The 19,705-nt window shown below is 69.8% G+C and carries 19 protein-coding genes and 1 pseudogene; 8 read left to right on the top strand and 12 right to left on the bottom strand.

The window, feature by feature from the left end; translation table 11 throughout:
* The first annotated feature begins 88 nt into the window (after positions 1–88).
* A complete protein-coding gene (locus LCY71_RS14010; RefSeq protein WP_225333769.1) occupies positions 89–1,144 on the top strand; it encodes a DUF5787 family protein in 1,056 nt (351 codons plus the stop codon).
* A gap of 26 nt (positions 1,145–1,170) precedes the next feature.
* Here LCY71_RS14010 and LCY71_RS14005 read toward each other — a convergent pair whose 3' ends face one another.
* The 3 genes from LCY71_RS14005 to LCY71_RS13995 all read right to left on the bottom strand — a co-directional run bounded on the left by LCY71_RS14005 (position 1,171) and on the right by LCY71_RS13995 (position 3,707).
* Entirely contained in the window at positions 1,171–1,644 is a 474-nt protein-coding gene (locus LCY71_RS14005; protein ID WP_225333768.1) for a DUF5797 family protein, read from the bottom strand.
* Between the two features lie 76 nt (positions 1,645–1,720).
* Positions 1,721–2,950 (bottom strand): ABC transporter permease, encoded by a 1,230-nt coding sequence (locus tag LCY71_RS14000; protein ID WP_225333767.1) that lies wholly within the window; start codon positions 2,948–2,950, stop codon positions 1,721–1,723.
* Positions 2,951–3,014: 64 nt separating this feature from the next.
* Positions 3,015–3,707 (bottom strand): ABC transporter ATP-binding protein, encoded by a 693-nt coding sequence (locus LCY71_RS13995; protein ID WP_225333766.1) that lies wholly within the window; start codon positions 3,705–3,707, stop codon positions 3,015–3,017.
* Between the two features lie 106 nt (positions 3,708–3,813).
* Here LCY71_RS13995 and LCY71_RS13990 point away from each other — a divergent pair, with 106 nt between their 5' ends.
* Positions 3,814–4,914 carry a LolA family protein gene (locus tag LCY71_RS13990; RefSeq protein ID WP_225333765.1) on the top strand — a complete coding sequence of 367 codons (1,101 nt, stop codon included), beginning with the start codon at positions 3,814–3,816 and terminating at the stop codon, positions 4,912–4,914.
* Positions 4,915–4,957: 43 nt separating this feature from the next.
* On the opposite strand, the gene LCY71_RS13985 is transcribed toward LCY71_RS13990, so the two are convergent.
* Genes LCY71_RS13985 through LCY71_RS13975 form a run of 3 tightly spaced genes read right to left on the bottom strand, consistent with a single transcriptional unit; the run spans position 4,958 to position 7,598 of the window.
* A complete protein-coding gene (locus LCY71_RS13985; protein ID WP_225333764.1) occupies positions 4,958–5,410 on the bottom strand; it encodes a Mut7-C RNAse domain-containing protein in 453 nt (150 codons plus the stop codon).
* On the bottom strand, positions 5,410–7,146 hold the full coding sequence (gene polX, locus LCY71_RS13980; protein WP_225333763.1) for a DNA polymerase/3'-5' exonuclease PolX: 1,737 nt from the start codon (positions 7,144–7,146) through the stop codon (positions 5,410–5,412). Before polX ends, LCY71_RS13985 begins: the two co-directional genes overlap by 1 nt.
* Entirely contained in the window at positions 7,146–7,598 is a 453-nt protein-coding gene (locus LCY71_RS13975) for a DUF5788 family protein (protein WP_225333762.1), read from the bottom strand. The genes polX and LCY71_RS13975 overlap by 1 nt, the downstream gene beginning before the upstream one ends.
* 171 nt (positions 7,599–7,769) lie before the next feature.
* On the opposite strand from LCY71_RS13975, the gene LCY71_RS13970 reads away from it, so the two are divergent.
* The 3 genes from LCY71_RS13970 to LCY71_RS13960 all read left to right on the top strand — a co-directional run bounded on the left by LCY71_RS13970 (position 7,770) and on the right by LCY71_RS13960 (position 10,636).
* On the top strand, positions 7,770–8,729 hold the full coding sequence (locus LCY71_RS13970) for a rhomboid family intramembrane serine protease (RefSeq protein ID WP_225333761.1): 960 nt from the start codon (positions 7,770–7,772) through the stop codon (positions 8,727–8,729).
* A gap of 84 nt (positions 8,730–8,813) precedes the next feature.
* The gene (locus LCY71_RS13965) at positions 8,814–9,632 is read left to right on the top strand and encodes an endonuclease V (RefSeq protein ID WP_225333760.1); all 819 of its coding nucleotides are present in this window, start codon (positions 8,814–8,816) and stop codon (positions 9,630–9,632) included.
* 161 nt (positions 9,633–9,793) lie between these two features.
* A complete protein-coding gene (locus LCY71_RS13960; protein ID WP_225333759.1) occupies positions 9,794–10,636 on the top strand; it encodes an SDR family oxidoreductase in 843 nt (280 codons plus the stop codon).
* A 7-nt stretch (positions 10,637–10,643) separates the two neighbouring features.
* Here the strand turns inward: LCY71_RS13960 and LCY71_RS13955 are convergent, their stop codons facing one another.
* The 3 genes from LCY71_RS13955 to LCY71_RS13945 form a co-directional block, all read right to left on the bottom strand.
* Positions 10,644–11,705: an ArsA family ATPase gene (locus tag LCY71_RS13955; protein WP_225333758.1), complete on the bottom strand. Its 1,062-nt coding sequence runs from the start codon at positions 11,703–11,705 to the stop codon at positions 10,644–10,646.
* A gap of 58 nt (positions 11,706–11,763) precedes the next feature.
* Positions 11,764–11,919 (bottom strand): DUF7563 family protein, encoded by a 156-nt coding sequence (locus LCY71_RS13950; RefSeq protein WP_225333757.1) that lies wholly within the window; start codon positions 11,917–11,919, stop codon positions 11,764–11,766.
* Between the two features lie 297 nt (positions 11,920–12,216).
* Positions 12,217–14,634 carry an ATP-dependent DNA helicase gene (locus tag LCY71_RS13945; protein ID WP_225333756.1) on the bottom strand — a complete coding sequence of 806 codons (2,418 nt, stop codon included), beginning with the start codon at positions 14,632–14,634 and terminating at the stop codon, positions 12,217–12,219.
* A 161-nt stretch (positions 14,635–14,795) separates the two neighbouring features.
* Between LCY71_RS13945 and LCY71_RS13940 the strand changes: the two genes are divergently transcribed.
* The 3 genes and pseudogenes from LCY71_RS13940 (at position 14,796) to LCY71_RS13930 (ending at position 17,024) form a co-directional block, all read left to right on the top strand.
* Complete coding sequence (locus LCY71_RS13940; RefSeq protein WP_225333755.1) at positions 14,796–15,182, top strand: hypothetical protein; 387 nt, start codon at positions 14,796–14,798, stop codon at positions 15,180–15,182.
* Positions 15,183–15,297: 115 nt separating this feature from the next.
* Positions 15,298–15,927 (top strand): annotated as a pseudogene (locus LCY71_RS13935) (IS6 family transposase).
* An 83-nt stretch (positions 15,928–16,010) separates the two neighbouring features.
* Complete coding sequence (locus LCY71_RS13930) at positions 16,011–17,024, top strand: hypothetical protein (RefSeq protein ID WP_225333754.1); 1,014 nt, start codon at positions 16,011–16,013, stop codon at positions 17,022–17,024.
* Between the two features lie 202 nt (positions 17,025–17,226).
* Here the strand turns inward: LCY71_RS13930 and LCY71_RS13925 are convergent, their stop codons facing one another.
* From LCY71_RS13925 to LCY71_RS13915, 3 genes are all read right to left on the bottom strand, one after another.
* A complete protein-coding gene (locus LCY71_RS13925) occupies positions 17,227–18,051 on the bottom strand; it encodes a DUF4397 domain-containing protein (protein ID WP_225333753.1) in 825 nt (274 codons plus the stop codon).
* Between the two features lie 202 nt (positions 18,052–18,253).
* Complete coding sequence (locus LCY71_RS13920; RefSeq protein WP_225333752.1) at positions 18,254–19,372, bottom strand: pyridoxal phosphate-dependent aminotransferase; 1,119 nt, start codon at positions 19,370–19,372, stop codon at positions 18,254–18,256.
* A gap of 69 nt (positions 19,373–19,441) precedes the next feature.
* The gene (locus tag LCY71_RS13915) at positions 19,442–19,585 is read right to left on the bottom strand and encodes a hypothetical protein (protein WP_225333751.1); all 144 of its coding nucleotides are present in this window, start codon (positions 19,583–19,585) and stop codon (positions 19,442–19,444) included.
* Positions 19,586–19,705: the final 120 nt, after the last annotated feature.

Below are 19,705 nucleotides of genomic sequence, written 5' to 3'. Positions count from 1 at the left end.
GCTGCGAAAATAAAGGTTTCCATACTGTCGAACAAACTTCCTCGTTGACGGATGAGCGCGCCGTCTTGCCTTCTCGGGAGCGAGACTTATGTTCCCATGGGGCCTTGCCCTGGGCAGAGCCGTGGACAGCGAGTTCGCCTTCGAGGTGCGGGTCTGCGCGTGGGCCGAGCGGGAGTGGCCGCCGGAGGGCGACCGCGAGCACCCGGTCGTCGTCGCTCGTCAGTTGGGGACGAAGCGGCGGCGCTGGGACACCATCGTCCTGGAGTGCGACCCCGAGGGACTCCGCCGGCGTGCGCAGTTCGGGGAGCGGCGGCTGGGCTCGGACCTGCTGCACGTCGTCCGGTCGGCGCCGGCGGAGTGGACCTACTACCGGGACGCCCTGCCGGACCCGGGCTACTCCTGGCGGTACGTCCGCGAGGCGGTCCACGAGGCGGCCGACCGGGGTATCCTGGACCGGCGCAAGCGGGGCAACCGGATTCAGATCCGCCGGAAGTACGAGTACCCCGACTGGGTCGATCGCGTGGTCGCCGTCGAGAACAAGCCGGACCTCACGGCCAGCGCGGCGCGCGACCTCGCGCCGCAACTGGAGCGGGACGTGGCTCTCTCGCTGGCCGACGAGGTGTGGGTCGCCACCGCGGCGACCGGCGAGCGGGTCGAACCGATCCTGCTGGAGGACCTGCCGGTCGAGGCCGGCGTGCTGACGTTAGACGCCGGGGCGGGCGAGGCCGAGGTCGGCTGGCACCCGAGCGCGCTCGCCGTCGACGATCCCGGGACGAGGATCCTCGAGCGGCCGTCGGACGGCCCCAGCGCGGCGCGGTTCGAGTACGCCGACCCGGAGTGGAAGGCGGACAAGCGCCTGGGGATCGCCGAGCGGGCCTACGAGCGGGGCTGGCGCGCCTACGCGGACACGATGCAACCGGACTGCCGGCACTTCCAGTTGCGGCCGGAGTCCGACGGCGTCGTCCCGTACTGCGCCGCGAAGGGGCGGACGCCGACACCCGGGGAGTGCAGTGGGGCCTGCAACGAGTACGAACCCGAACCGCCCGTCTGGCGGTCGAAGGGCTGGCCCATCGAGGGCGGTCCGGGGACGCGCATCAAGGAACTGCTGGCGGAGCGGCGACGGCGGCGTCGGCCCGGACTGTGACGCCGCCGGGGAGACCGCCGGAGTCGTCAGTCGGTCAGCTCGATCGTCAGGCGGTCGCGCTCGACGGCCAGCCGGAAAGTGGGGACGGTCTTCTGGACGCGCTCGACGACGCCGCGGTCCTCCAGGGTCCGCAACGCCGACCGGACGTCGTCCACCTCGGGGTCGCGGCCGGTGTCGCGGACGGCCTGGAGCACGGAGACGACGCTCTGGGGTTCCTCGTCGGGGCCCGCGACGACGTCCACGACCGCCGCCTGGAGTTCGCTGACGGTGATCGTCCGGTCGTCGTCAGGGGTGCCGCCGACCAGCTCGATTCCCTCCGGCGTCGCGCAGATGAGGCTGTCGTCGTCCCGGTAGTAGTAGTCTTTCAGCTCCGACTCGAGGTACTGGTGGACGTCGCTGCCGCTCTCCATGTCCCACCGGTCCTGGAGCTCCGAGTTCTTGGTGGGCTGGAGTTCGACGACGTCCGCCAGCCGGTCCCGGGCCTCGTCCGAGAGAGTCATTTGGTACTGGTACGCCCAGCGGCCTACTTGGCCGTTCTGGAGTTGCCCGCGAGCGACGGGTGCGGGCGTCGCGCAGTTACTCCCGGCGCAGCGCGTCGATGGGATCGACCCGCGCGGCGCGCCAGGCCGGATACAGCCCGGAGACCACGCCGACGAGGACGCCGACGACGACCGACAGGACCATCCAGACGGGGGCCAGTGCGAAGCCCACCTCGGCGTACCGCGTCGCGGCCCACCCCACGACGAGGCCGAGCGGCAGACCGAGGACGGCGCCCAGCCCGCCCAGCAGCGCCGCCTCGAGGAGGAACAGCTGCATCACGTCGCGGCTGCGCGCGCCAACCGCCTTCATGATCCCGATCTCGCGGGTGCGCTCGGTGACGCTGACGAGCATGATGTTCGCGATGCCCACGGCACCGACGACGAGCGCGATGACGGCGATTCCCGTGACGAAGCGGGTGATCCGGTCGATGACGTCGCCGATCCGCTCGACGAAGTCGCCGCCGGTCCGCGCGACCAGTTCGACGTCGTCGGCCTTCAACTGGCTCGCGTCGGTGTCCGAGAGCGACCGCTCGACGGCCGCGCGCACCTCGCTCACGCGGGCCGGGTCCGCGACGACGGTCACCTGCGGATACGCGAGCTGACGCGCGCCGACGGACGGACTCTCCGCGGCCGTGTCGTAGTACGGGTCGGTCGGGAGGAGCACGCGGGGCTGGCGCGCGAAGTTGCTGACCGGTAACTCGCCCCGGGTCCCGTCGACGATTCCGACGACGGTCACCGTATGGGTTTCGCCGGACTGACGAGTGAGGGTTATCTCGTCGCCGACCGTGACGTTCCCCTCGAAGGCCGTCGCCGCCCGGCGGTCGAGCACCGCCTCGCTGGCCCCCTGCCGGAACGACCGTCCCGCGACGAGGGAGTCGTTGTCGACCGTCGCCGGGACCGTAGCGGTGACCTGCTGGGTCGCGATAGAGTCGTTCCCGCGAGCGATCGACTGCATCGGCAACTGGCCGCGGGGGATCACCGCCCGGACGCCGTCGATTCCGCCGAGCGTGCTGACGTCTCGCTCCGTGAATATGGGCTGGAAGGCCACGTCGAACCCCTCGCCTTCGGGGGAGCCGAAGACGTAGACGTTGTCGGCGGTCGAGCCCTCGATCTGCCCGATCACGTCGGCCTGGACGCTGGCCCCGAACGTGGCGAACGTGACGACCGAGGCGATGCCGATGACCACGCCGAGTACGGTCAGCGCCGACCGGAGTCTGTGCGATCGGATCGATCGGAGGGCGATACGGAGCGTCTCGCGTGCTTCCATCAGGCGTCCCTCCTCGCGCGGCCCGTTCCGGGGGCCGTCGCCGGTCCGGTGCGCGTTCCGGAGATCATTGGAGCACCTCCACGTCCTCGACGACGCCATCGCGGACGTGCACGATGCGTTCCGCGCGCTCTGCGATCCGCCGCTCGTGAGAGACGAGCAACACGGTGTGGCCCGCCGCGTGGAGGTCGTCCAGAAGGTCCATGATGCGGTCGCCAGTGTCGGTGTCGACGTTCCCTGTCGGCTCGTCGGCCAGGATCACCGCGGGGTCGGGTGCCAGCGCGCGGGCGATGGCCACCCGCTGTCGCTGTCCGCCGCTCAGCTCCGGCGGCCGGTGGTCGAGCCTGTCGCCCAGTCCCACCTCGGTCAGGAGGTCGCTGGCGCGCTCGCGGCGGCGGTCCCGGTCCCAGCCGTCGAACACGAGCGGCAGGGCGACGTTCTCGACGGCGGTGAGCCGCGGGAGCAGGTTGAACGTCTGGAAGACGAAGCCGACCTCGGTCCCCCTGACGGCGGCCCGTTCGGACTCGCTGGCGGTCGAGAGGTCCCGCCCGTCGATCAGGACGCGCCCCTCGGTCGGTGTGTCCAGCCCGCCCGCGAGGTTCAGCAGGGTGCTCTTGCCGGACCCGCTTGGCCCCATCACGGCGGTGTAGGACCCGCGCGGCAGCGACAGCGAGACGCCGGCGAGCGCCTCGACCGGCCCGCCGACGTCGTAGGTCTTGCGGACGTCCGCGAGTTCCACCACGGGATCGGCAGTCCCCATTCGGCGACTGGTTCGGGCCGCGGGGACATGAGCGTTGGCCAACAGTAGTTCGGCGCGTGCCGGTGTGACGCCAACGCACTTGTGACTGCGACCCGAAGTCCGGACGATGACCGACCTCACCGGCGGGCGACGGACGCTCGCGCTCCTCGCCGCCGGACTCGCGGTCGCGGCGGTCGCGGCGACGGTCGCCGGACCGGCGCTGGCCGTCCTCCAGCAACCGTCCGGCGACGAGGTGCTCGACCGCGTCGAGCAGCGCTACGACCACGCCGAGACGGTGACCGGGTCCGCCGAGATCACCGCGACGAACGGATCGACGACGGTGACGGCGACGTTCGAGTTCGCCGCGGCCGACCCGAACAGTTCGCGAGTGATCGTGTCGTCCGAGAACCGGACCTACCGTGCGGGGACCAACGGGACGGTCGCCTGGGTCGCCGGTCCCGACGGAGCGAGGGCCTGGGACGTCGACGCGCCCGACAACCGCAGCGTCGACCGGCCGGCCGGAGCACTGACCCCGGGACTGGGGCCGAACACCACGGACGCGAGACCGGCGATCGCCGACGCGAGGACCGACCTCCTCACGCGCGGGACGCCCGGCGAGAACGTGACTGCCACGCTGGCCGGGACCGAGACGGTCGGCGGCACGCCGGCGTACCGACTGACCCTCGAACCGACCGAGGAGAACGGTGACGCGAACGCGACGCTGTGGGTCGCCCGCGAGGACTACCGAGTGCTGCGCACCGAGTCGACCGACGGGACGAACCGGACCGTCGTCGACGTGCAGGAGACGCAGTTCAACGTGAGCGTCCACGAGAGCACGTTCCAGCCCCCGACCGACCGCGTCGCGGTGTCGACGGTCGAGGAGTACGGGACGTTCGACGCCGCGCAGGCGAACGTAACGCTGCCCCTCCCGCAACTCGGCGGCGGTGCGACGTTCGAGGAGGCCACCGTCGCGAGCCGGGGGAACGAGACCGTCGTCGCACAGCGGTACCTCGCCGACGAGGAGAACGTGACCGTCGTCACCACCACGGCGACGGACCGCTTCGCGGTCGAGAACGCGACGGCCGCGACCGTCGACGGGCGGTCCGCGAACGTGACGACCGTGCGCGGCAGGACCGTCGTCGCGTGGACCGAGGACGGGGTGACGACGGCCGTCGCCGTCGACGGGTCGAGCGAGCGCGCGCTGGCGCTGGCGCGGTCGCTGGACTGAGCTCGCGCGTTCGCTCCGTCCCGTCGCCGAGCGCGCCCCCGAGTTACAGCTCCGCGAGCGTCGCCGCCACGTCGTCCCAGTGGCTCCCCTTCCAGAAGTACTGGCCGCAGTCCCGGCACCGCCAGGCCCGCTCGTCAGCCGGATCGGGCGCGTAGTCGGGCGTGCTCTCGGTCGGATCGACGGCCGTCAGCGGGCCGTTGCAGGTGCCACAGCGGGTGGGCTCGTCCTCCAGTTCCAGTTCGACTCCGACCGCTGCCAGTTCTCGCAGTTGATCGACCACGTCCCGCTCGGTGAGGAGAATCGCGTCGTCGGCCAGCGCGGCGACGTTCCGGTCGCGGGTGACGATCCGGCGGTCCTCGGCGGCGGCGAGGGCCACGAGTTCCTCGTCGGGGACGTCCTCGCCGCCGGTCCGGTCGAGGGCGTAGGCGGCGTCGTGGCCGCACATCCGCAGGTACGCCGTCAGCCCGCCGCACATGGCGTCGAGCAGGAGCCGCATCACCCGAGGAACGCGCGGACCGCTTCGACGTCCCAGGCGTTGAGGACGTCGTCGGGCTCGGCCCAGCCCCGGCGGGCGGTGTGGAGGCCGTACCGCTGGAGCGAGAAGTCCGCCGCCGAGTGGGCGTCGGTGTCGACGGCGACGGTCGCGCCCGCCTCGACGGCCACCTTGACGGCTTCCCCCGAGAGGTCCAGCCGCGATGGGTTCGCGTTGACCTCCAGGGCGGTCTCGTTCTCGGCGGCGACCGTCGCCAGCCGCTCGACGTCGAGCTCCAGGCCCCGACGGCGGTTCAGGTACCGGCCGGTCGGGTGGCCGATGACGTCGACCGACGGGTGCTCGGCCGCGGCGACCAGCCTGTCGGTGCCGTCGCCGTCCAGCGCCGCGTGTGGCGAGGCGACCACCAGGTCCAGGTCCGCCAGCAGGTCGTCTGCGACGGAGATTTCTCCCTCGGCGGAGATATTGGCCTCGACGCCGGCGAACACCTCGATGTCGGCGTCGTCGGCGACCTCGCGGATCTCCGAGAGCTGCGTTCGGAGCTCCCCGTCGTCGAGACCGAGGCCGCCGACCATCCCGGGGCCGGTCGCGTGGTCGGTGATCGCAACGTAGTCGTGGCCGAACTCGGCCGCCGCCGCGACGTGGTCCGCGATGGTCAGCTCCCCGTCGGACCACTCCGTGTGGGTGTGCAGGTCCCCCTCGAGGTCGCCCGGCTCGACGAGGTCCGGCAGCGTCCCCTCCGCGGCGGCCTCGATCTCGCCGCGGTTCTCCCGCAGCTCGGGCGGCATCCACTCCAGGTCCAGCGGCTCGTACATCGACGCCTCCGTCTCGCCGCCGACGCGCTCGCCGGCCCGCTGGTCGCTGTCGTCGGCGACCTCACTCACGTCGAAGATGCCGTACTCGTTCATCTTCAGGTCGCGATCGATCGCCCGGTTGCGGACCGCGAGGTTGTGCTCCTTGCTGCCGGTGAAATACTGCAGCGCCGCGCCGAACTCCGCCGGGTCGACGACCCGGAGGTCCACGCGGACGCCGCTGGCGCGGACGCTGGCCTTGCTCTCGCCGGCCTCGATCACGCCGTCGGCCTCCTCCCAGTCGGTGAACGCGTCGATCACCGTCCCGGGGTCGTCGCTGCCGACGAGCACGTCGACGTCGCCGATGGTCCGCCGCCAGCGGCGCAGCGACCCCGCGAGCTCGGCCTCCTCGACCGCTGGCACGGCCGAAAGCGTGCCCACGACACTCTCGCCGTAGGGCCTGGCCTCGCCGAGCAGTTCCCGCTCGTGGGACTGCCGGGCGAAGTCGATGCCCGCCAGGATGTTCTGTTCGGTCTTCTCGCCGAACCCCGAAACCTCGCGGATCTCGCCGGCCTCGGCGGCCGCTTCGAGGTCGTCGAGGTCTCGTATATCGAGCGCCTCGTAGAGCGTCCCGGCGGTCTTCGGGCCGACGCCCTCGACGCCCGTGATGGCCTCGATGTCGATCGGGTACTCCTCGCGCAGCTCCTCCAGTTCCGCCATCTCGCCGGTGTCGAGGTACTCGACGATCTTGCTCGCGATGGCGTCGCCGACCTTGTCGATCCGCTGGACGCCATCCGGTCCCTCGTCGGCCAGCCCCTCGATCGCGCCGGGGTAGTCCCGGACGTTCTCGGCGGCCTGGCGATACGCGCGGGGCTTGTACTCGACGCCCTTGGCCGCCAGCAGGTCGGCGAACTCCTCCAGCCGGCGGGCGACCTCGTCGTTCCGGCTCATTACAGCCCCCGGCTGGCCCGGCCGGTGCCGGAGTCGGCCTCCTCGTGGCCCAGCGCCTTCTTGAGGAACTTCATCCAGCGCTTCTTGTCGGCCGCCTCCTTCGCCTGGGCTTCCTGTTCGAGGTTCGCCGATCCCAGCTGTTCGAGCGCGTTGAGCGCGCGGTCGATGCCGACGATGGCGTCCGCCAGCCGCTCGCCCTCCTCGTAGCTGACGTCGCCGTCCTCGATCAGCTGCTTGCGCTGAAGCCGCTCTCGCCGGAGGTTCTTCTTGGCGCTGTCGACCCGCTCGCGCTCGCCCGGCGGGATGGTGTCTCGCCGCTTGATCTCGAAGACGAACGACTGGAGGTCCACCTCCTCGCCCTGCACCTCGATGCGGTCGGGGATCTCCGCACCGACGATCGCGCCCTCCCGCTCGACGCGTTCGAGCAACTGCTTTCGCTCGAAGTCTTTCACACCCCCGCTTCGCCGCGCTGAGTATTATGGGTTCGGACCGCCGAGCGAACCCTGATTCCGCCCGATCGACTGAGCGACGCCCGGTGGCCCCTCCCTGCGGTCGGAGCCTCGCGGCTCGCGTCCTCGTGCCAAGCACAATCCCTTTGCACCGCCCTCCGTTAGACCCTCTCAATGTCGACGTGCGACGTGTGCGGCAGGGAAGAGAACATGCCGTACCAGTGTGACCGGTGTGGGGGGACCTTCTGCGGCGAACACCGGCTGCCGGAGGCACACGACTGCCCGGGGCTGAACGACTGGGGCGACCCTGACGGGGTCTTCGACAGCGGCTTCGACGACAGCGTCTCGACGACCCAGCCGCGCCAGGAGTCCGGACTGGGCGATCGGCTTCCGAGCCTGTCGGGGCCGGGCGGCCTCACGGCCTACTTCCGGGGGAACATGACCTACGTGTTCCTCGCACTGATGGGGATCACGTTCGTCCTCCAGGGCGTCGTCCAGACGGTCGCCGGACCCCGCGTCCACGACGCCCTGTTCGTCCTCAAGGCGACCCACCCCGAGTACGTCTGGACGTGGATCACCTCCATCTTCGCACACGGGGGCATCGGCCACCTGGCCGGGAACGCCATCGTGATCTTCTTCTTCGGCCGGATCGTCGAGCGCTACGTCGGAACGAAGCAGTTCACGCTGCTGTTCCTCGGTGCCGGGATCCTCGCGTCGCTCGGCCAGATCGCAATCATGATTGCCCAGACCCCTGCGCTGCTGGGGGCGGACTACGTTCCCGGGGCGGGCGTCGTCGGGGCCAGCGGCGCCGGCCTGGCGATCATGGCGGTCCTGACGGTGCTGAACCCAGACCTGCGCGTCTACCTCTACTTCCTGATTCCCGTGCCGATCTGGGTCATCACCGGCTTCTACTTCCTGCTCAGCATCGGCGGCGTCTTCGGCCTGGCGACCCCGTTCTCCGGCCAGGGCATCGCCGACGGCGCCCACCTCATCGGCCTCCTGATCGGACTCTGGTACGGCAACCGCGTGAAGGGACGGCGTCGGGCGCCCCAGTCCCTGGAGTTCGGCGGCGGCCGCGGTCCCGGCGGTCCGGGTGGCCCCGGCGGCCCCGGTCGCGGTCGCGGGCCCTTCTGAAATTGCCGACCGCCGCTTCCTGATCCGCTTTGCCCCTCCGTGGCGTCGAAATGCTTTACGGACGCACGGCCGGCAGTGTAAACCATGGAGCCGGTCCGCCCCGAGTACGTCCCCGACCCGTCGCTCTCGCGCGAGGAGATGGAAGCCCTCCAGCGCGAACTCGCCGCCGACGCCGTCTTCGAGGACGACCTGCCGGTCGACCCCGCGGCCGTCTGCGGCGACCCCGACCAGCAACGACTCGGGCAGGCCGGCGATACCGCCGACGGCGGCGACGGAGCGGCCGCCGCCGAGTCGCCGCTGGTCGCCGGCGTCGACCAGGCGTTCGTCGACGACTACGCGGTCTCCGCTATCGTCGTCTCGCAGGGGAACGAGGTCGTCGAACGGGTCCACGCCGCAGTCGAGACGGAGATCCCCTACGTCCCGGGACTGCTGTCCTTCCGCGAGGGCGGCGCGATCCTGGCGGCCTTCGACGAACTGGAGCGCGACCCCGACCTCGCGCTCGTCGACGGGAGCGGGCGGATCCACTTCCGGGAGGCCGGGCTGGCGACGCACGTCGGAGTGATGCTGGACCTGCCGGCGGTCGGGGTCGCCAAGAGCCTGCTCTGTGGCACGCCGCGGGCGTCGCTGGACCGGAAGCTCCCGGTCGGCGCGCGCGTCGGCATCGAGGCCGACGACGGCGTCGAGACGGCCGACCCGGGGACGCTCATCGGCTACGCCGTTCAGACCCGCCAGTACGAGTCCGGGAACCGTCACGTCAACCCGCTGTACGTCAGCCCAGGCCATCGCGTCGGCGCCGAGACGGCCGCCGACCTCGTCGAGGGCTGTACCGCCGGCTACAAGCTCCCGGAGCCGACCAGGCTCGCGGACAGCTACGCCGACGAGGTGAAGGCCGAGAGTAACTGACGCCGCCGACCGGAAGCGACGGAGGGGGTCCCCGCGCCGGCTTGCGGATACGTCGACGAAGTTACAGCCGCCGCGTCGGTTCCGCGCGGTTAGCCGCGCTGGCGGCCGTGCGGTTCGCCGCGACGGATGGCTTTACCTGCCTGGCGTGCGTCTAGACTGACATGACGAAGACGGTGTTGATCACCGGTTGTTCCTCGGGCATCGGTCGGGAGACGGCGGCGGCGTTTCTCGAAGACGAGTGGCGCGTCTGGGCGACCGCCCGGGACGAGGAGGACGTGTCGGACCTCGCCGCGGAGGGCTGCGCGACGGCGGAACTGGACGTGACCGATCCGCGCGAGGTCGAGGCCGTCGTCGACGAACTGCTCGCCGAGGAGGGGCGCCTCGACTGCCTCGTCAACAACGCCGGGTACGGCCAGTTCGGCCCGGTCGAGGACGTTCCGACGGGGGTCGTCCACGAGCAGTTCGACGTCAACGTCTACGGCCCGCACCGGCTGGTCCGCGAGGTCCTCCCGCACATGCGGGACCGCGGCGAGGGGACGATCATCAACCTCTCCAGCGTCACCGGACGGCTCGCCACGCCCGGCAACGGCGTCTACGCCGGCTCGAAGTTCGCCCTGGAGGGGATGAGCGACGCCCTCCGGGCCGAGGTCAAGAGCGAGGGCGTCGACGTCGTCCTCGTCGAACCCGGTCCGGTCGACACCCAGTTCGAGGACCGCGCCATGAGCACGCTGGCCGAGGCCGACCGCTCGCCGGACTACGACTGGCTCTACGACCTCTACGACGACGCGGAGATGATCGGGGGCGAGGCGGTGTCCATCCCGCCGCGGGACGTGGCGCTGACCATCCGAGACGCGGCCCAGGCCTCGAACCCCGAGCCGCGCTATCCCGTCGGGCAGTTCGCGAAGTACGCCATGCTGGCCCGGCACGTGCCCGCGCGCTGGCGCGACACCGCGCTCTCCGTCGCGCGGAAGCTCTCGGAGTTCCGCACCAGTCGCAGCGAGTAGTGTCCGGCTATCGATTCTCCGACGCCCGCTCGGGCCCCAGACAGGCCCCGACGACGGCCAGCAGGTCCTCGCCGCGGACCTCCTCGGCCAGCAGCGGGACCCGGCGGACGTCGCGCCCGCGGAAGAGATCCTGCGAGCGGGCCAGCGCCTCCTGCTGAACCGACCAGCGACGGGCGCAGAACTCGCAGTCCTCGTGGTTCGGCCCGACGTATCCCTCGGGGACGTCCGCGTCGACGACGTCGCCGAGGTCCTGGAGGACGCGGTTGACGACGACCGTCCCCACGGGCACGCCGAAGGAGTCCAGCCGGTCCAGCAGGCGTTCGGACTCCACGACCGACAGCTCCTCGGGCACGAGCACGACCCGGAAGTCCGTCTTGGTCGGATCCCGCAGGACGTCGCGCAGGCGCTCGATCTTCTCGCGCATCGCCTCCAGGTCGCGCATCTCGGCGTCGGCGTCGACGTCGGCGTTCTCGTCGCCGAACAGCCCGCCGAGTCCGTCCATCATCCCGGAGAGGCGCTCCTTGAGCATCAGGACCTTCCCCAGCATCGAGTCCATCGCCTCCGGCAGCTCCAGCAGGCGGAGCGTGTGGCCGGTCGGCGCGGTGTCGATCACCACGCGCTCGAAGCGCTCGTCGTCCATGTACTCCAGAAGGAGCCGCATCGCGGCCGCCTCGTCGGAGCCGGGCATCGACCCCGAGAGGGGGTCAGCGCCCTCGCTCTCCGGACCGCCCAGCAGGTTCTCGATGCCGCCGAGGTCGGCGTCGGTGCCGAACAGGCCGTCCCCGACGGCCGCCTCGGGGTCGATCTCGGCCGCGTAGAGCGGGACGTCCTCGCGGACCCTGGCCGGCTCCGCGGGCACCGCTACCTCCAGCGTGTCGGAGAGGGAGTGTGCGGGGTCGGTCGAGACGACCAGCGTCGGCGTGCCGTCGCGCGCGCTGGCCATCGCCGTCGCCGCCGCCATCGTCGTCTTTCCCACGCCGCCCTTGCCGCCGTAGAGCACGTACTCGGGGGCGTCGACTCCCGCCGGCGCGTCGATCTCGTCGACCGCCTCGACGTCGATGTCGGTCATGCGCACCGCTATGCGGTCGCGGCTTGTGTACTTCCCGAAAAGAGCGGGGACCGGGGGGCTATTGACGGGACGAGCGGGCCTCGCGGACGTCGGCGCCGTCGCGAAGCTTGTCCTCGCAGTAGGGACACACCCTCGGCCCTTCGTGTCCTTCGGGCGTGAAGACCCGAACGTACTGCTCCGTTACGAACTCACCGCAGTTCTGGCACTCGGGCATCCATTGGCTAACTGACACGCCACCATATAGTCTTTCTGCATTCTTTTTCGTCGTCGACACTGTAAGACAGGTGGTACCTTCGGCGCTCCGCCTGTAGCCGGGGGATTCGGCGAGGTGCATCCGGAGCGCGGACGCCGTTATCGCCCGAACGATTGGCTGCATTACGTGTCAGAAACACCATCAAAGATTGCGTACAGGAGCGCCCGACGCACGCACCCCGTCCGCCTCGGACTGGCCTGTGCGGACGATAGCGACGGTTGACGCGGCGGCCTCGCCCGTCGAGCGCGGCGGCTCGTCTCAGTCCCGGCCCGACCAGAACGCGGTGAGCTGGTCCGAGAGGAAGTCCGGCGTCATGCGGGTGAACTCCTCGCGTTCCTCCTCGGGGAGAAAGTCGTAGACGGAGTGGCGGGCGCCAGGGCAGTAGCGCCGGCCGACGAACGCGCGGACGCCCACCTCGTCGGTGCCGCGGATGACCCGTCCGATGGCCTGCCGCGCCCGGCGAACGGCCGGCACGGTCAGCGCGTACTCGAATGCGACGTCCTCGCCGAAGGCGTCGCCGTAGGCGCGCCGCACCGCGCGGACGCGCGGCGACCCGATGTTGACCAGCGGGACGCCGACCACGGCGCAGGTCGAGAGCTTCTCGCCGTCGTAGTCGACGCCCTCGGTGAGCGTCCCGCGTGCGCTCGTGACCAGCACCTTCCCGGGGCCGGCGAAAAAGCGCTCCTTCCGGCGGTCGGTCTCCTCGTTGCTGGAGGACTCGTCGACGAGGACGTCCTTGTCGACGGCGTCGTCCAGGTAGGCCCCGGCCCACTTCGCCTCGCGGTAGTTGGGCATGGCGATCATGACGTTGCCGGGCGAGCGGGCCAGCGAGCGCAGCGCGTGGGCGTACTCGTCGCGCGTGGGGTTCCAGTTCCCGCCGAGCGGCCGCATCTCCTCGGGGTCGCCGCGGTTGCGCGCCGTGAAGGGCTCGCAGTCGACCAAGAGCGACGCGCGATTGCCCTCGGGGAAGGTCAGGTCGTAGGTCGTCTCGCTGACGGGCCGCGGGTCGCGGTCCTCGCCGCCCTCCTCCAAGAAGGCCAGCCCGGAGACGTGCGTGAACACGTCGAGCGGTTCCAGCGTGGCGCTCATCAGCACGCCACCGCCGAGGCCGTCGAAGACGTTCCGGAGCGCTCGCGCGGGCATGCAGTTGTACAGCAGGAGGCCGGGGGTGTACGCGGCCTCGTAGTCGGCGTCGACGTGGCGCTCGTCGGCGGGGGCGTGCTCGAGTTCGACCGTCCGGAAGTGGCCGGCGTGGTCGCGCTCCCACCACGAGCCCATGATTGCGCCGACGGCGGCGCAGACGGGCGACCGGGTCAGGCCGAGCTCGTCGACGACGTCCTCGACGGCGGCGCCGACGCTGGACAGCGACCGCCAGAGTCCGCCGTCGTAGCCCTCCCGCTCGGCCCACTCGGTCAGGTCGTCGCGCTCGACGGTCTCCGGGTCCCGCAGCGGAACCTCGCGGTCCATCTCGGGCAGCGTCGTCGGGTCGGCGCGCCAGCCCTCGTGCTCCCCGTCGAGAAAGTCGCGGACGCGGTCGTCCAGCCACTCGATCACGTCGCCGTAGAACGTCTCGGCTCGCTCCACCGCTTCGAGCGGGACCTCGCGGGCGGCCAGCACCTCCCGGACCTGCTGTTTGTGTTCGTCGCTCTGCCGGGCGCGGTGCAGCAGCGTGTTCAGGTCGTTGCGGGCCTGCTTCAGCGTCTGCCTGCCGACGCGGTCGGAGAGCAGGTCCCGCACGCGCTCCTCCAGGCGGTGGGCCTCGTCGACGACGACGAACGTGTCTTCGTCCAGGATCGAGGAGACCAGCGGGCGTGTGTTGGGATCGAACAGGTGGTTGTAGTTGCCGATCACGACGTCGGCCCGCTCCAGCATGACGCTCATCACGCGGTGGGGGCAGGTGCCCCGCTCCGTCGCGGCGGGGAGGTAGTCGTCGAGCGTGACGACGTTGTCCTCGCCGGCGTCGAAGTTCACGGGCGAGCCCGTGTTCCGGGCGTACCAGTCGGCCTCGAAGGGGCAGTACAGCGGCGGATCGTCGCCCTCGGCCAGTTCCTCTGGCGCCGTCACCTGGATGTCGCGGTAGGGGGAGGTCGCCCCGGCCGTCGACAGCGCGTCCTCGCCGATGGTCCGCTGGCCGGCCGCGTCGGGGCGGGCTGCCTTCGCGAGGTCGCTCGCGACCTGCGGGTCCCACCACTGGTCGTCGTCGAGTTCGGCCTCGATGGCGGCGGGGGCGGCGGCGTGCTCCGTCGTCCCGTCGTCGGCCTCCACGAGGCGGGCCGTGTTCTCCCGGAGGTCCTCGCAGCGGTCGTGGACGCCCACGTCGTCGGGGAAGACGCCCTCGCGGCCGTACGGGCAGAGGTCGGGCTTGCCGACGAGGGCGACGCCGTCGAGCGGGTCCTCCAGTCGTGCGTTGGTCGCTCGCAGGTCCTCGACGAACTGCTGGAGCTGCTGCTTGACGGGCGTGACGACGACGATGCGCTCGTACAGGTCGGTCTCCCGGACCAGGGTCGCGCCCGCGGCGAGCGCGGCCATCGTCTTCCCGGTTCCGCAGGGCCCCTCCATCGCGAGGTAGCCCCGCGACTCGCCGGCGCGGATCGCCTGCCGTATCGCGTCGGCCTGGTTGTCGTAGGGCTCGTCGAAGGCGAAGTACTCCCGCCAGCGCTCCCCCGTCTCGGGCATCACGCCGGGGTTGGGCGTCCCCCGATTTCAACCCCCGGATCGCCGCCCGACGGGCGACGGCGGCCACGCGAACGCCAACGACGGGACGGGGCGGAAACGTTGGCAGGCGAAAAATGTTGGCAGGCGAAGGTGTTACGGGTCCGGACGTCCTACCGATTCGTATGGAAGAACTCGAACTCGGCCAGGCCACGATCGTGTACGAGGACCCGGAGGAAGGCGTCGTCGAAGAGACCCTCGACAACGAGCAGCTTGTGTACGCTCGCGACCACTGGATGGTCAAGATGGACACCGACGACCAGGGCAACGACCTCATGCACCAGATCCCGCGGGACCGGGTCCACCACGTCCGCCGCAACGTCCAGACGTTCGAGGACGAGGCCAGGAGCGTCCGCCACCAGGTCGAGAACATCGCGAAGGACCTCCAGCGGAAGCTCCCGATGGGCGGCGACGGCCGGACCAGACACCGCGGCGGTAGCCAGCAGGAACCCCACGAGATTCCCGTCGAGGAGCAGGCCGAGAGCGACCGCGAGCGAGAGGCCGGCCCCTGATCGCGGTCCGATCGGAACGACAGGTGCGACGCGAGTTCCGGTAGTCGATCGGTCGGCGTAGCGGTCGTGTTTAGTTAAGCGTAAAAAGTGAGGCGGGAGAATTTCTTGCTGGTTCATGGCAGAAATCGCCCGCCTCAACGGCAGTAGCGACTGGATAGATTTGGGTTTTGTGGAGCGCGAGCGGACACCCGAGCCGGCGATGATGCTGGGTATTCAATCGCACGTTGCGGGGCTGTCGAATACCGTCGATTTGCTCGAGGATCTGGGTGTCGAGCGGTCGCGGAAAGCGATCCACGATTGGGTGCAGAAAGCCGATTTACAGCCAGAATCAGGGAAATCACCGAATTAGATTGCAATCGACGAAACGGTGATTCGGATCAACGATCAGCAATTCTGGCTGTACGCCGCCGGCGATCCCGCTAGAAACGAACTACTGCACATCCGGCTTTTTTCGACGACGACCACCGCTCTCACCGAAATATTTCTCCACGAACTCCAGCAGAAACACGACATCGAAACAGCCGAATTTCTCGTTGATGGTGCCCAACACCTCCAAACCGCACTGCAACGAGTAGGCCTCCGATTTCAGATATCTCGCCACGGAAATCGGAATGTTATCGAACGGATTTTTCGAGAACTCAAGCGCCGAACCTCGTCGTTCTCGAATTGCTTCAGCCACGTTGAGCCGGAAACAGCCGAAAATTGGCTCCAGAGTTTCGCTCGCTGGCACAATGCTTCTAACTAAACACGACCGGCGTAGCCGGCCGAAGATTTTTCTACTTTCCACAAAATCTCCTCATAGTCGTCCGGCACGACGACCAGTCACACATGGAATACGGAACCAGTTACTTCGGCGTCCGGAATCGACGACACGCGACCGAGGACCTCGACCAGTTCGCTGTGGACGGGCTGAACGCCGTCCTCCACACGTTCAGCGAGCGGGACCAGATGTACTACCAGGGGACGATGGAGGACATCGTCGCCGAGAGCCACGACCGCGGGTTCGAAGTGTACGTCAACCCGTGGTCCGTGGGACGCGTGTTCGGCGGCGAGGCGCTCTCGGAGTTCATCGGGCGCAACCCCGCGGCCCGACAGACGCTCTCGAACGACCGGCGGGTCGCCGCGGCGTGTTTCAACCACCCCGAGTTCCGCGAGTTCATGCGCGAGTGGACCCGCGACGCCGCCGGCCTGGGCGCGGACGTCCTCTTCTGGGACGAGCCCCACTGGTTCCTCCCCTCGTGGCACGACGAGGAGTTCGAGGACGGCGTCTGGGGGTGTCGCTGCGAGCACTGCCGGGACCGCTTCGAGGAGCGATACGGCCACGAGATGCCCCGCGAGGAGACCGACGAGGTGCGCGAGTTCAAGGCCGACGAACTGCTGGCGTTCCTCGAGGAGATGATGAGCATCACCAAGGCGGAGGGCGCGGACAACGCCGTCTGCCTGCTGCCCAGCGAGGACGCCGACCACGGGCTCTCGGAGTGGGAGCCCCTGGCCCGCAGCGACGACCTGGACGTGCTCGCGACCGATCCCTACTGGGGCGTCTTCGAGGAGGCCGAGGGCCCCGAGGAGTTCGTCGGCTACTTCTCGGAGAAGGTGGCCCGCATGGCCGACGAGCATGGCCTCCGGAGCCAGATCTGGATCCAGGGGTTCCGGCTCGGGCCGGACGTGGAGGACGAGGTCCGGGCCGCGACCCGGACGGCCCTCGACTCCGGCGTCGACAGCGTGTTCATGTGGGGCTACGAGGCCTGCGAGTCCATCTCCTCCATCGCCTGTGAGGAGCCGGAGGCGGTGTGGTCTGCGTATCTGGACGAGATACACGCCCATCAGGAGCGGACGAACTGACTCGGCGCACGGTCGGCGGCCGTCAGCGTCGCCGTCGACCGACTCGGCGGCACCGCGTTTCGGTTACGAATATGAAATACAACGCGGGACCAGAGGACGGAGCACAGCCCGACCCGCGTGGCCTGTCGTCCGAATCCGGCCGCGCGAACAGCGACGGCCAGCGAGCCGACGGCGAGCGGTCGCCCAGTCTGCGAAACCGCCGTCAGTGGTCGCCGGAGTCCTCGTCGGAACCGTCACCGGAGTCGTCGCTGTCGTCGCCGTTCTCCGCCATGGCTTCCTCGTAGGCGAGTACCGGTTCTATCGACGGATCGCCGCTCTCCGTCTGGAAGGTTCCCGTCGCGAAGACCGTCAGGACCTGCCCGTCCCGGACCTCGACGTCCAGCGGTCCGGCCACCGGGTCGAGGCAGTTGGCGGGGTAGACGGTGACCGGGTAGGTCCCGGCGTCGACGCTCGCGTCCGGCCCCGAGTTCGAGAAGACGAGGCTCTTCGCGAGGAACAGCTCCGGGTCGTCCACCGGGCCGACCCCGACGTCGACGGCCGGCGCGTCCGGAACGGCGTGGTAGACGCGGACCCGACCGGTACCGTCCTCGAGCGGGGAGAGGTCGTCGACGAGCACGTCGATCGTGAAGGCGGGGACGCCGCAGTCCGGTTCGAGCTTCCCGATCGCCGCGACGGTGTAGGCCGCCTCGCCCAGTTCGAGCGTCAGCGGGGTCGGCGATATCGGCTCGTCGTCGCCCGCAGCGGTGACGATCACCTCGCGTTCGCCGACCGGGAGCGGGAGGTACCCGGTCACGTCGGTGAACTCCAGGCCCGCGACCGCGGGCTCGTTTCCGTCCGGCTGCGCGTCCACGTAGACGTTGACCGCCGGCGCGTCCGGCGAGAGGTGCGCGACCCGGACCATCGCCTCCGCCTCGCCGTTCGCCTCGTCGTCCGCTCCGTCGCCGTCTTCGTCGTCGGCCTCGTGCTCCGAGGCCGCACCGTTACCCGCGGTCAGTCCGAGGGTGCTAACACCGACCGTTGCGAGCATCGTTCGTCGCGTTGGGTGTCTCATCTGTGTGACCCGCCAGTTACTTCGGAGGGAACGCCGAAGCGATGTCTGCCTAACTAGTTGGGTAAATTACATATTTGGGCGTACCTGCCGTCCAGCCCGCATCTACGCGAAGACAGCCGCGAGAGCCGCCAGAATCGGTCCGGAAACGGACGGTCCGCAGTGGACCGACCGTCGGTTCTCAGTCGAAGTACTCGGCCAGCCTGTCCGCCGCCGTCTCGACGCGGGGCGTGACGAGAGCGAAGCGGACCCACTCGCTTCGGGACTCGCCGAACGCCGTCCCGGGCATCCCCGCGACGCCGGCTTCGTCGATCAGTTCGTACACGTTCTCGAACGTGCCCGGGAACCCGTCGAAGCGAGCCATCACGTAGAAGCTCCCCTCGGGGCGATTGTACTCGGCGCCCACGGCGTCCAGCGCCTCGCAGAACGCGTCGACGCGGTCGACGAGTCGGTTGCGCGCGGCGGCGTAGTACTCCGGCGGGGTCGTCCGGAGCGCTCTGAAGACGGCGTACTGCGCTGGGCGGGACCCCGTGACGTTCGTCAGCATGTGCCGCGTTCTAGCCTGGTCGAGCAGGTCGCCGTTCGGCCCGTCCTCGGCGGGGAAGACGGCGTAGCCGACGCGCAGGCCGGTGATCGCCATCGTCTTCGAGAACGAGTTGGTGGCGACGACGTTCGGGGAGTCGAACTCGAGTGCGGACGCGAACCGGCCGGTGTAGTCGAAGTGGTCGTACACCTCGTCGGAGACGAGCAGCGCGTCGCACTCCTCGGCGACGGCGACGAACTCGCGCATCGCGTCGGCGCCGTAGACGGTGCCCGTGGGGTTGTTCGGCGAGTTGACGACGATGACGGCCGTCTCGTCGCTGGCGCGCTCGCGGACCCGCTCCGGGTTGAGGCGGCCGTCGTCGTCGACCGGGACGAACGAGGTGTCCGCACCGACGAAGTTCGCGCGCCCGGCGTAGTACGGGTAGACCGGGTCGGTGAGCAGGATCTCCTCGCCGGGGAACTGTTCGAGGCCGCCGACCATCGCCAGGTGGTTGGCCTCGCCGGCCCCGTTGGTGACGACGACCCGGTCCCGGTCGACGTCCCGGCGCGCCGCGATCTCCGTCCTGAGCTCCGCGAGGCCGACGCTGGGGGGGTACTGGTACGCGTCGGCGCCGAGTTCGGCGTAGTCCCGGAGGCCGTCGCGCAACCCCTCCGGCGGACCCCAGTCCGGGTTCCCCGAGACCATGTCGACGACGTCCCGGTCCGCGTTCCGGGCGTACTGCATGACCCGGAAGAACTGCGGCGTCTCGTAGTCCATATCGGTCGCTGGACGCAGCGGTCCGTCTGTCTTTCGCCTCGGGCAGTGCGCGTCCGACTGCGTCCAGGGTTAGACTCCTTCGTACAGGAGGACGACCCCGGCCGCGAGCAGGAGGAGTCCCCACCACAGCGAGTCGCCGGGGAGGGCGATCAGCAGGAGAGTGACGATGCCGGACGTGAAGAGAGACCAGCCGAGGGTCGTTCGAGTTGCCATGTCGACACGTTCGCGCTCAGGCCGGATAACTGCTGGCCGACGCGCCCGCCCGCCGCCGACGGCCGGAACCCGCGCTTTCCCATTACTGACCGATCCCGCGAACCGTTATGGCGGCCCGTT

This window comes from Halomicrobium urmianum, from assembly GCF_020217425.1.
In the GTDB taxonomy this organism is placed as follows: Archaea; Halobacteriota; Halobacteria; order Halobacteriales; family Haloarculaceae; genus Halomicrobium; species Halomicrobium urmianum.
The sequence above is the reverse complement of the archived record's forward strand: the minus strand, read 5'-3'. Positions and strand labels throughout refer to the sequence as shown.

Coding starts and splice junctions, on each gene's coding strand:
- LCY71_RS14010 (WP_225333769.1), top strand. CDS start 89: ATGTTCCCATGGGGCCTTGCCCTGGGCAGAGCCGTGGACAGCGAGTTC.
- LCY71_RS14005 (WP_225333768.1), bottom strand. CDS start 1,644: ATGACTCTCTCGGACGAGGCCCGGGACCGGCTGGCGGACGTCGTCGAA.
- LCY71_RS14000 (WP_225333767.1), bottom strand. CDS start 2,950: ATGGAAGCACGCGAGACGCTCCGTATCGCCCTCCGATCGATCCGATCG.
- LCY71_RS13995 (WP_225333766.1), bottom strand. CDS start 3,707: ATGGGGACTGCCGATCCCGTGGTGGAACTCGCGGACGTCCGCAAGACC.
- LCY71_RS13990 (WP_225333765.1), top strand. CDS start 3,814: ATGACCGACCTCACCGGCGGGCGACGGACGCTCGCGCTCCTCGCCGCC.
- LCY71_RS13985 (WP_225333764.1), bottom strand. CDS start 5,410: ATGCGGCTCCTGCTCGACGCCATGTGCGGCGGGCTGACGGCGTACCTG.
- polX (WP_225333763.1), bottom strand. CDS start 7,146: ATGAGCCGGAACGACGAGGTCGCCCGCCGGCTGGAGGAGTTCGCCGAC.
- LCY71_RS13970 (WP_225333761.1), top strand. CDS start 7,770: ATGTCGACGTGCGACGTGTGCGGCAGGGAAGAGAACATGCCGTACCAG.
- LCY71_RS13965 (WP_225333760.1), top strand. CDS start 8,814: ATGGAGCCGGTCCGCCCCGAGTACGTCCCCGACCCGTCGCTCTCGCGC.
- LCY71_RS13960 (WP_225333759.1), top strand. CDS start 9,794: ATGACGAAGACGGTGTTGATCACCGGTTGTTCCTCGGGCATCGGTCGG.
- LCY71_RS13955 (WP_225333758.1), bottom strand. CDS start 11,705: ATGACCGACATCGACGTCGAGGCGGTCGACGAGATCGACGCGCCGGCG.
- LCY71_RS13950 (WP_225333757.1), bottom strand. CDS start 11,919: ATGCCCGAGTGCCAGAACTGCGGTGAGTTCGTAACGGAGCAGTACGTT.
- LCY71_RS13945 (WP_225333756.1), bottom strand. CDS start 14,634: ATGCCCGAGACGGGGGAGCGCTGGCGGGAGTACTTCGCCTTCGACGAG.
- LCY71_RS13940 (WP_225333755.1), top strand. CDS start 14,796: ATGGAAGAACTCGAACTCGGCCAGGCCACGATCGTGTACGAGGACCCG.
- LCY71_RS13930 (WP_225333754.1), top strand. CDS start 16,011: ATGGAATACGGAACCAGTTACTTCGGCGTCCGGAATCGACGACACGCG.
- LCY71_RS13925 (WP_225333753.1), bottom strand. CDS start 18,051: ATGCTCGCAACGGTCGGTGTTAGCACCCTCGGACTGACCGCGGGTAAC.
- LCY71_RS13920 (WP_225333752.1), bottom strand. CDS start 19,372: ATGGACTACGAGACGCCGCAGTTCTTCCGGGTCATGCAGTACGCCCGG.
- LCY71_RS13915 (WP_225333751.1), bottom strand. CDS start 19,585: ATGGCAACTCGAACGACCCTCGGCTGGTCTCTCTTCACGTCCGGCATC.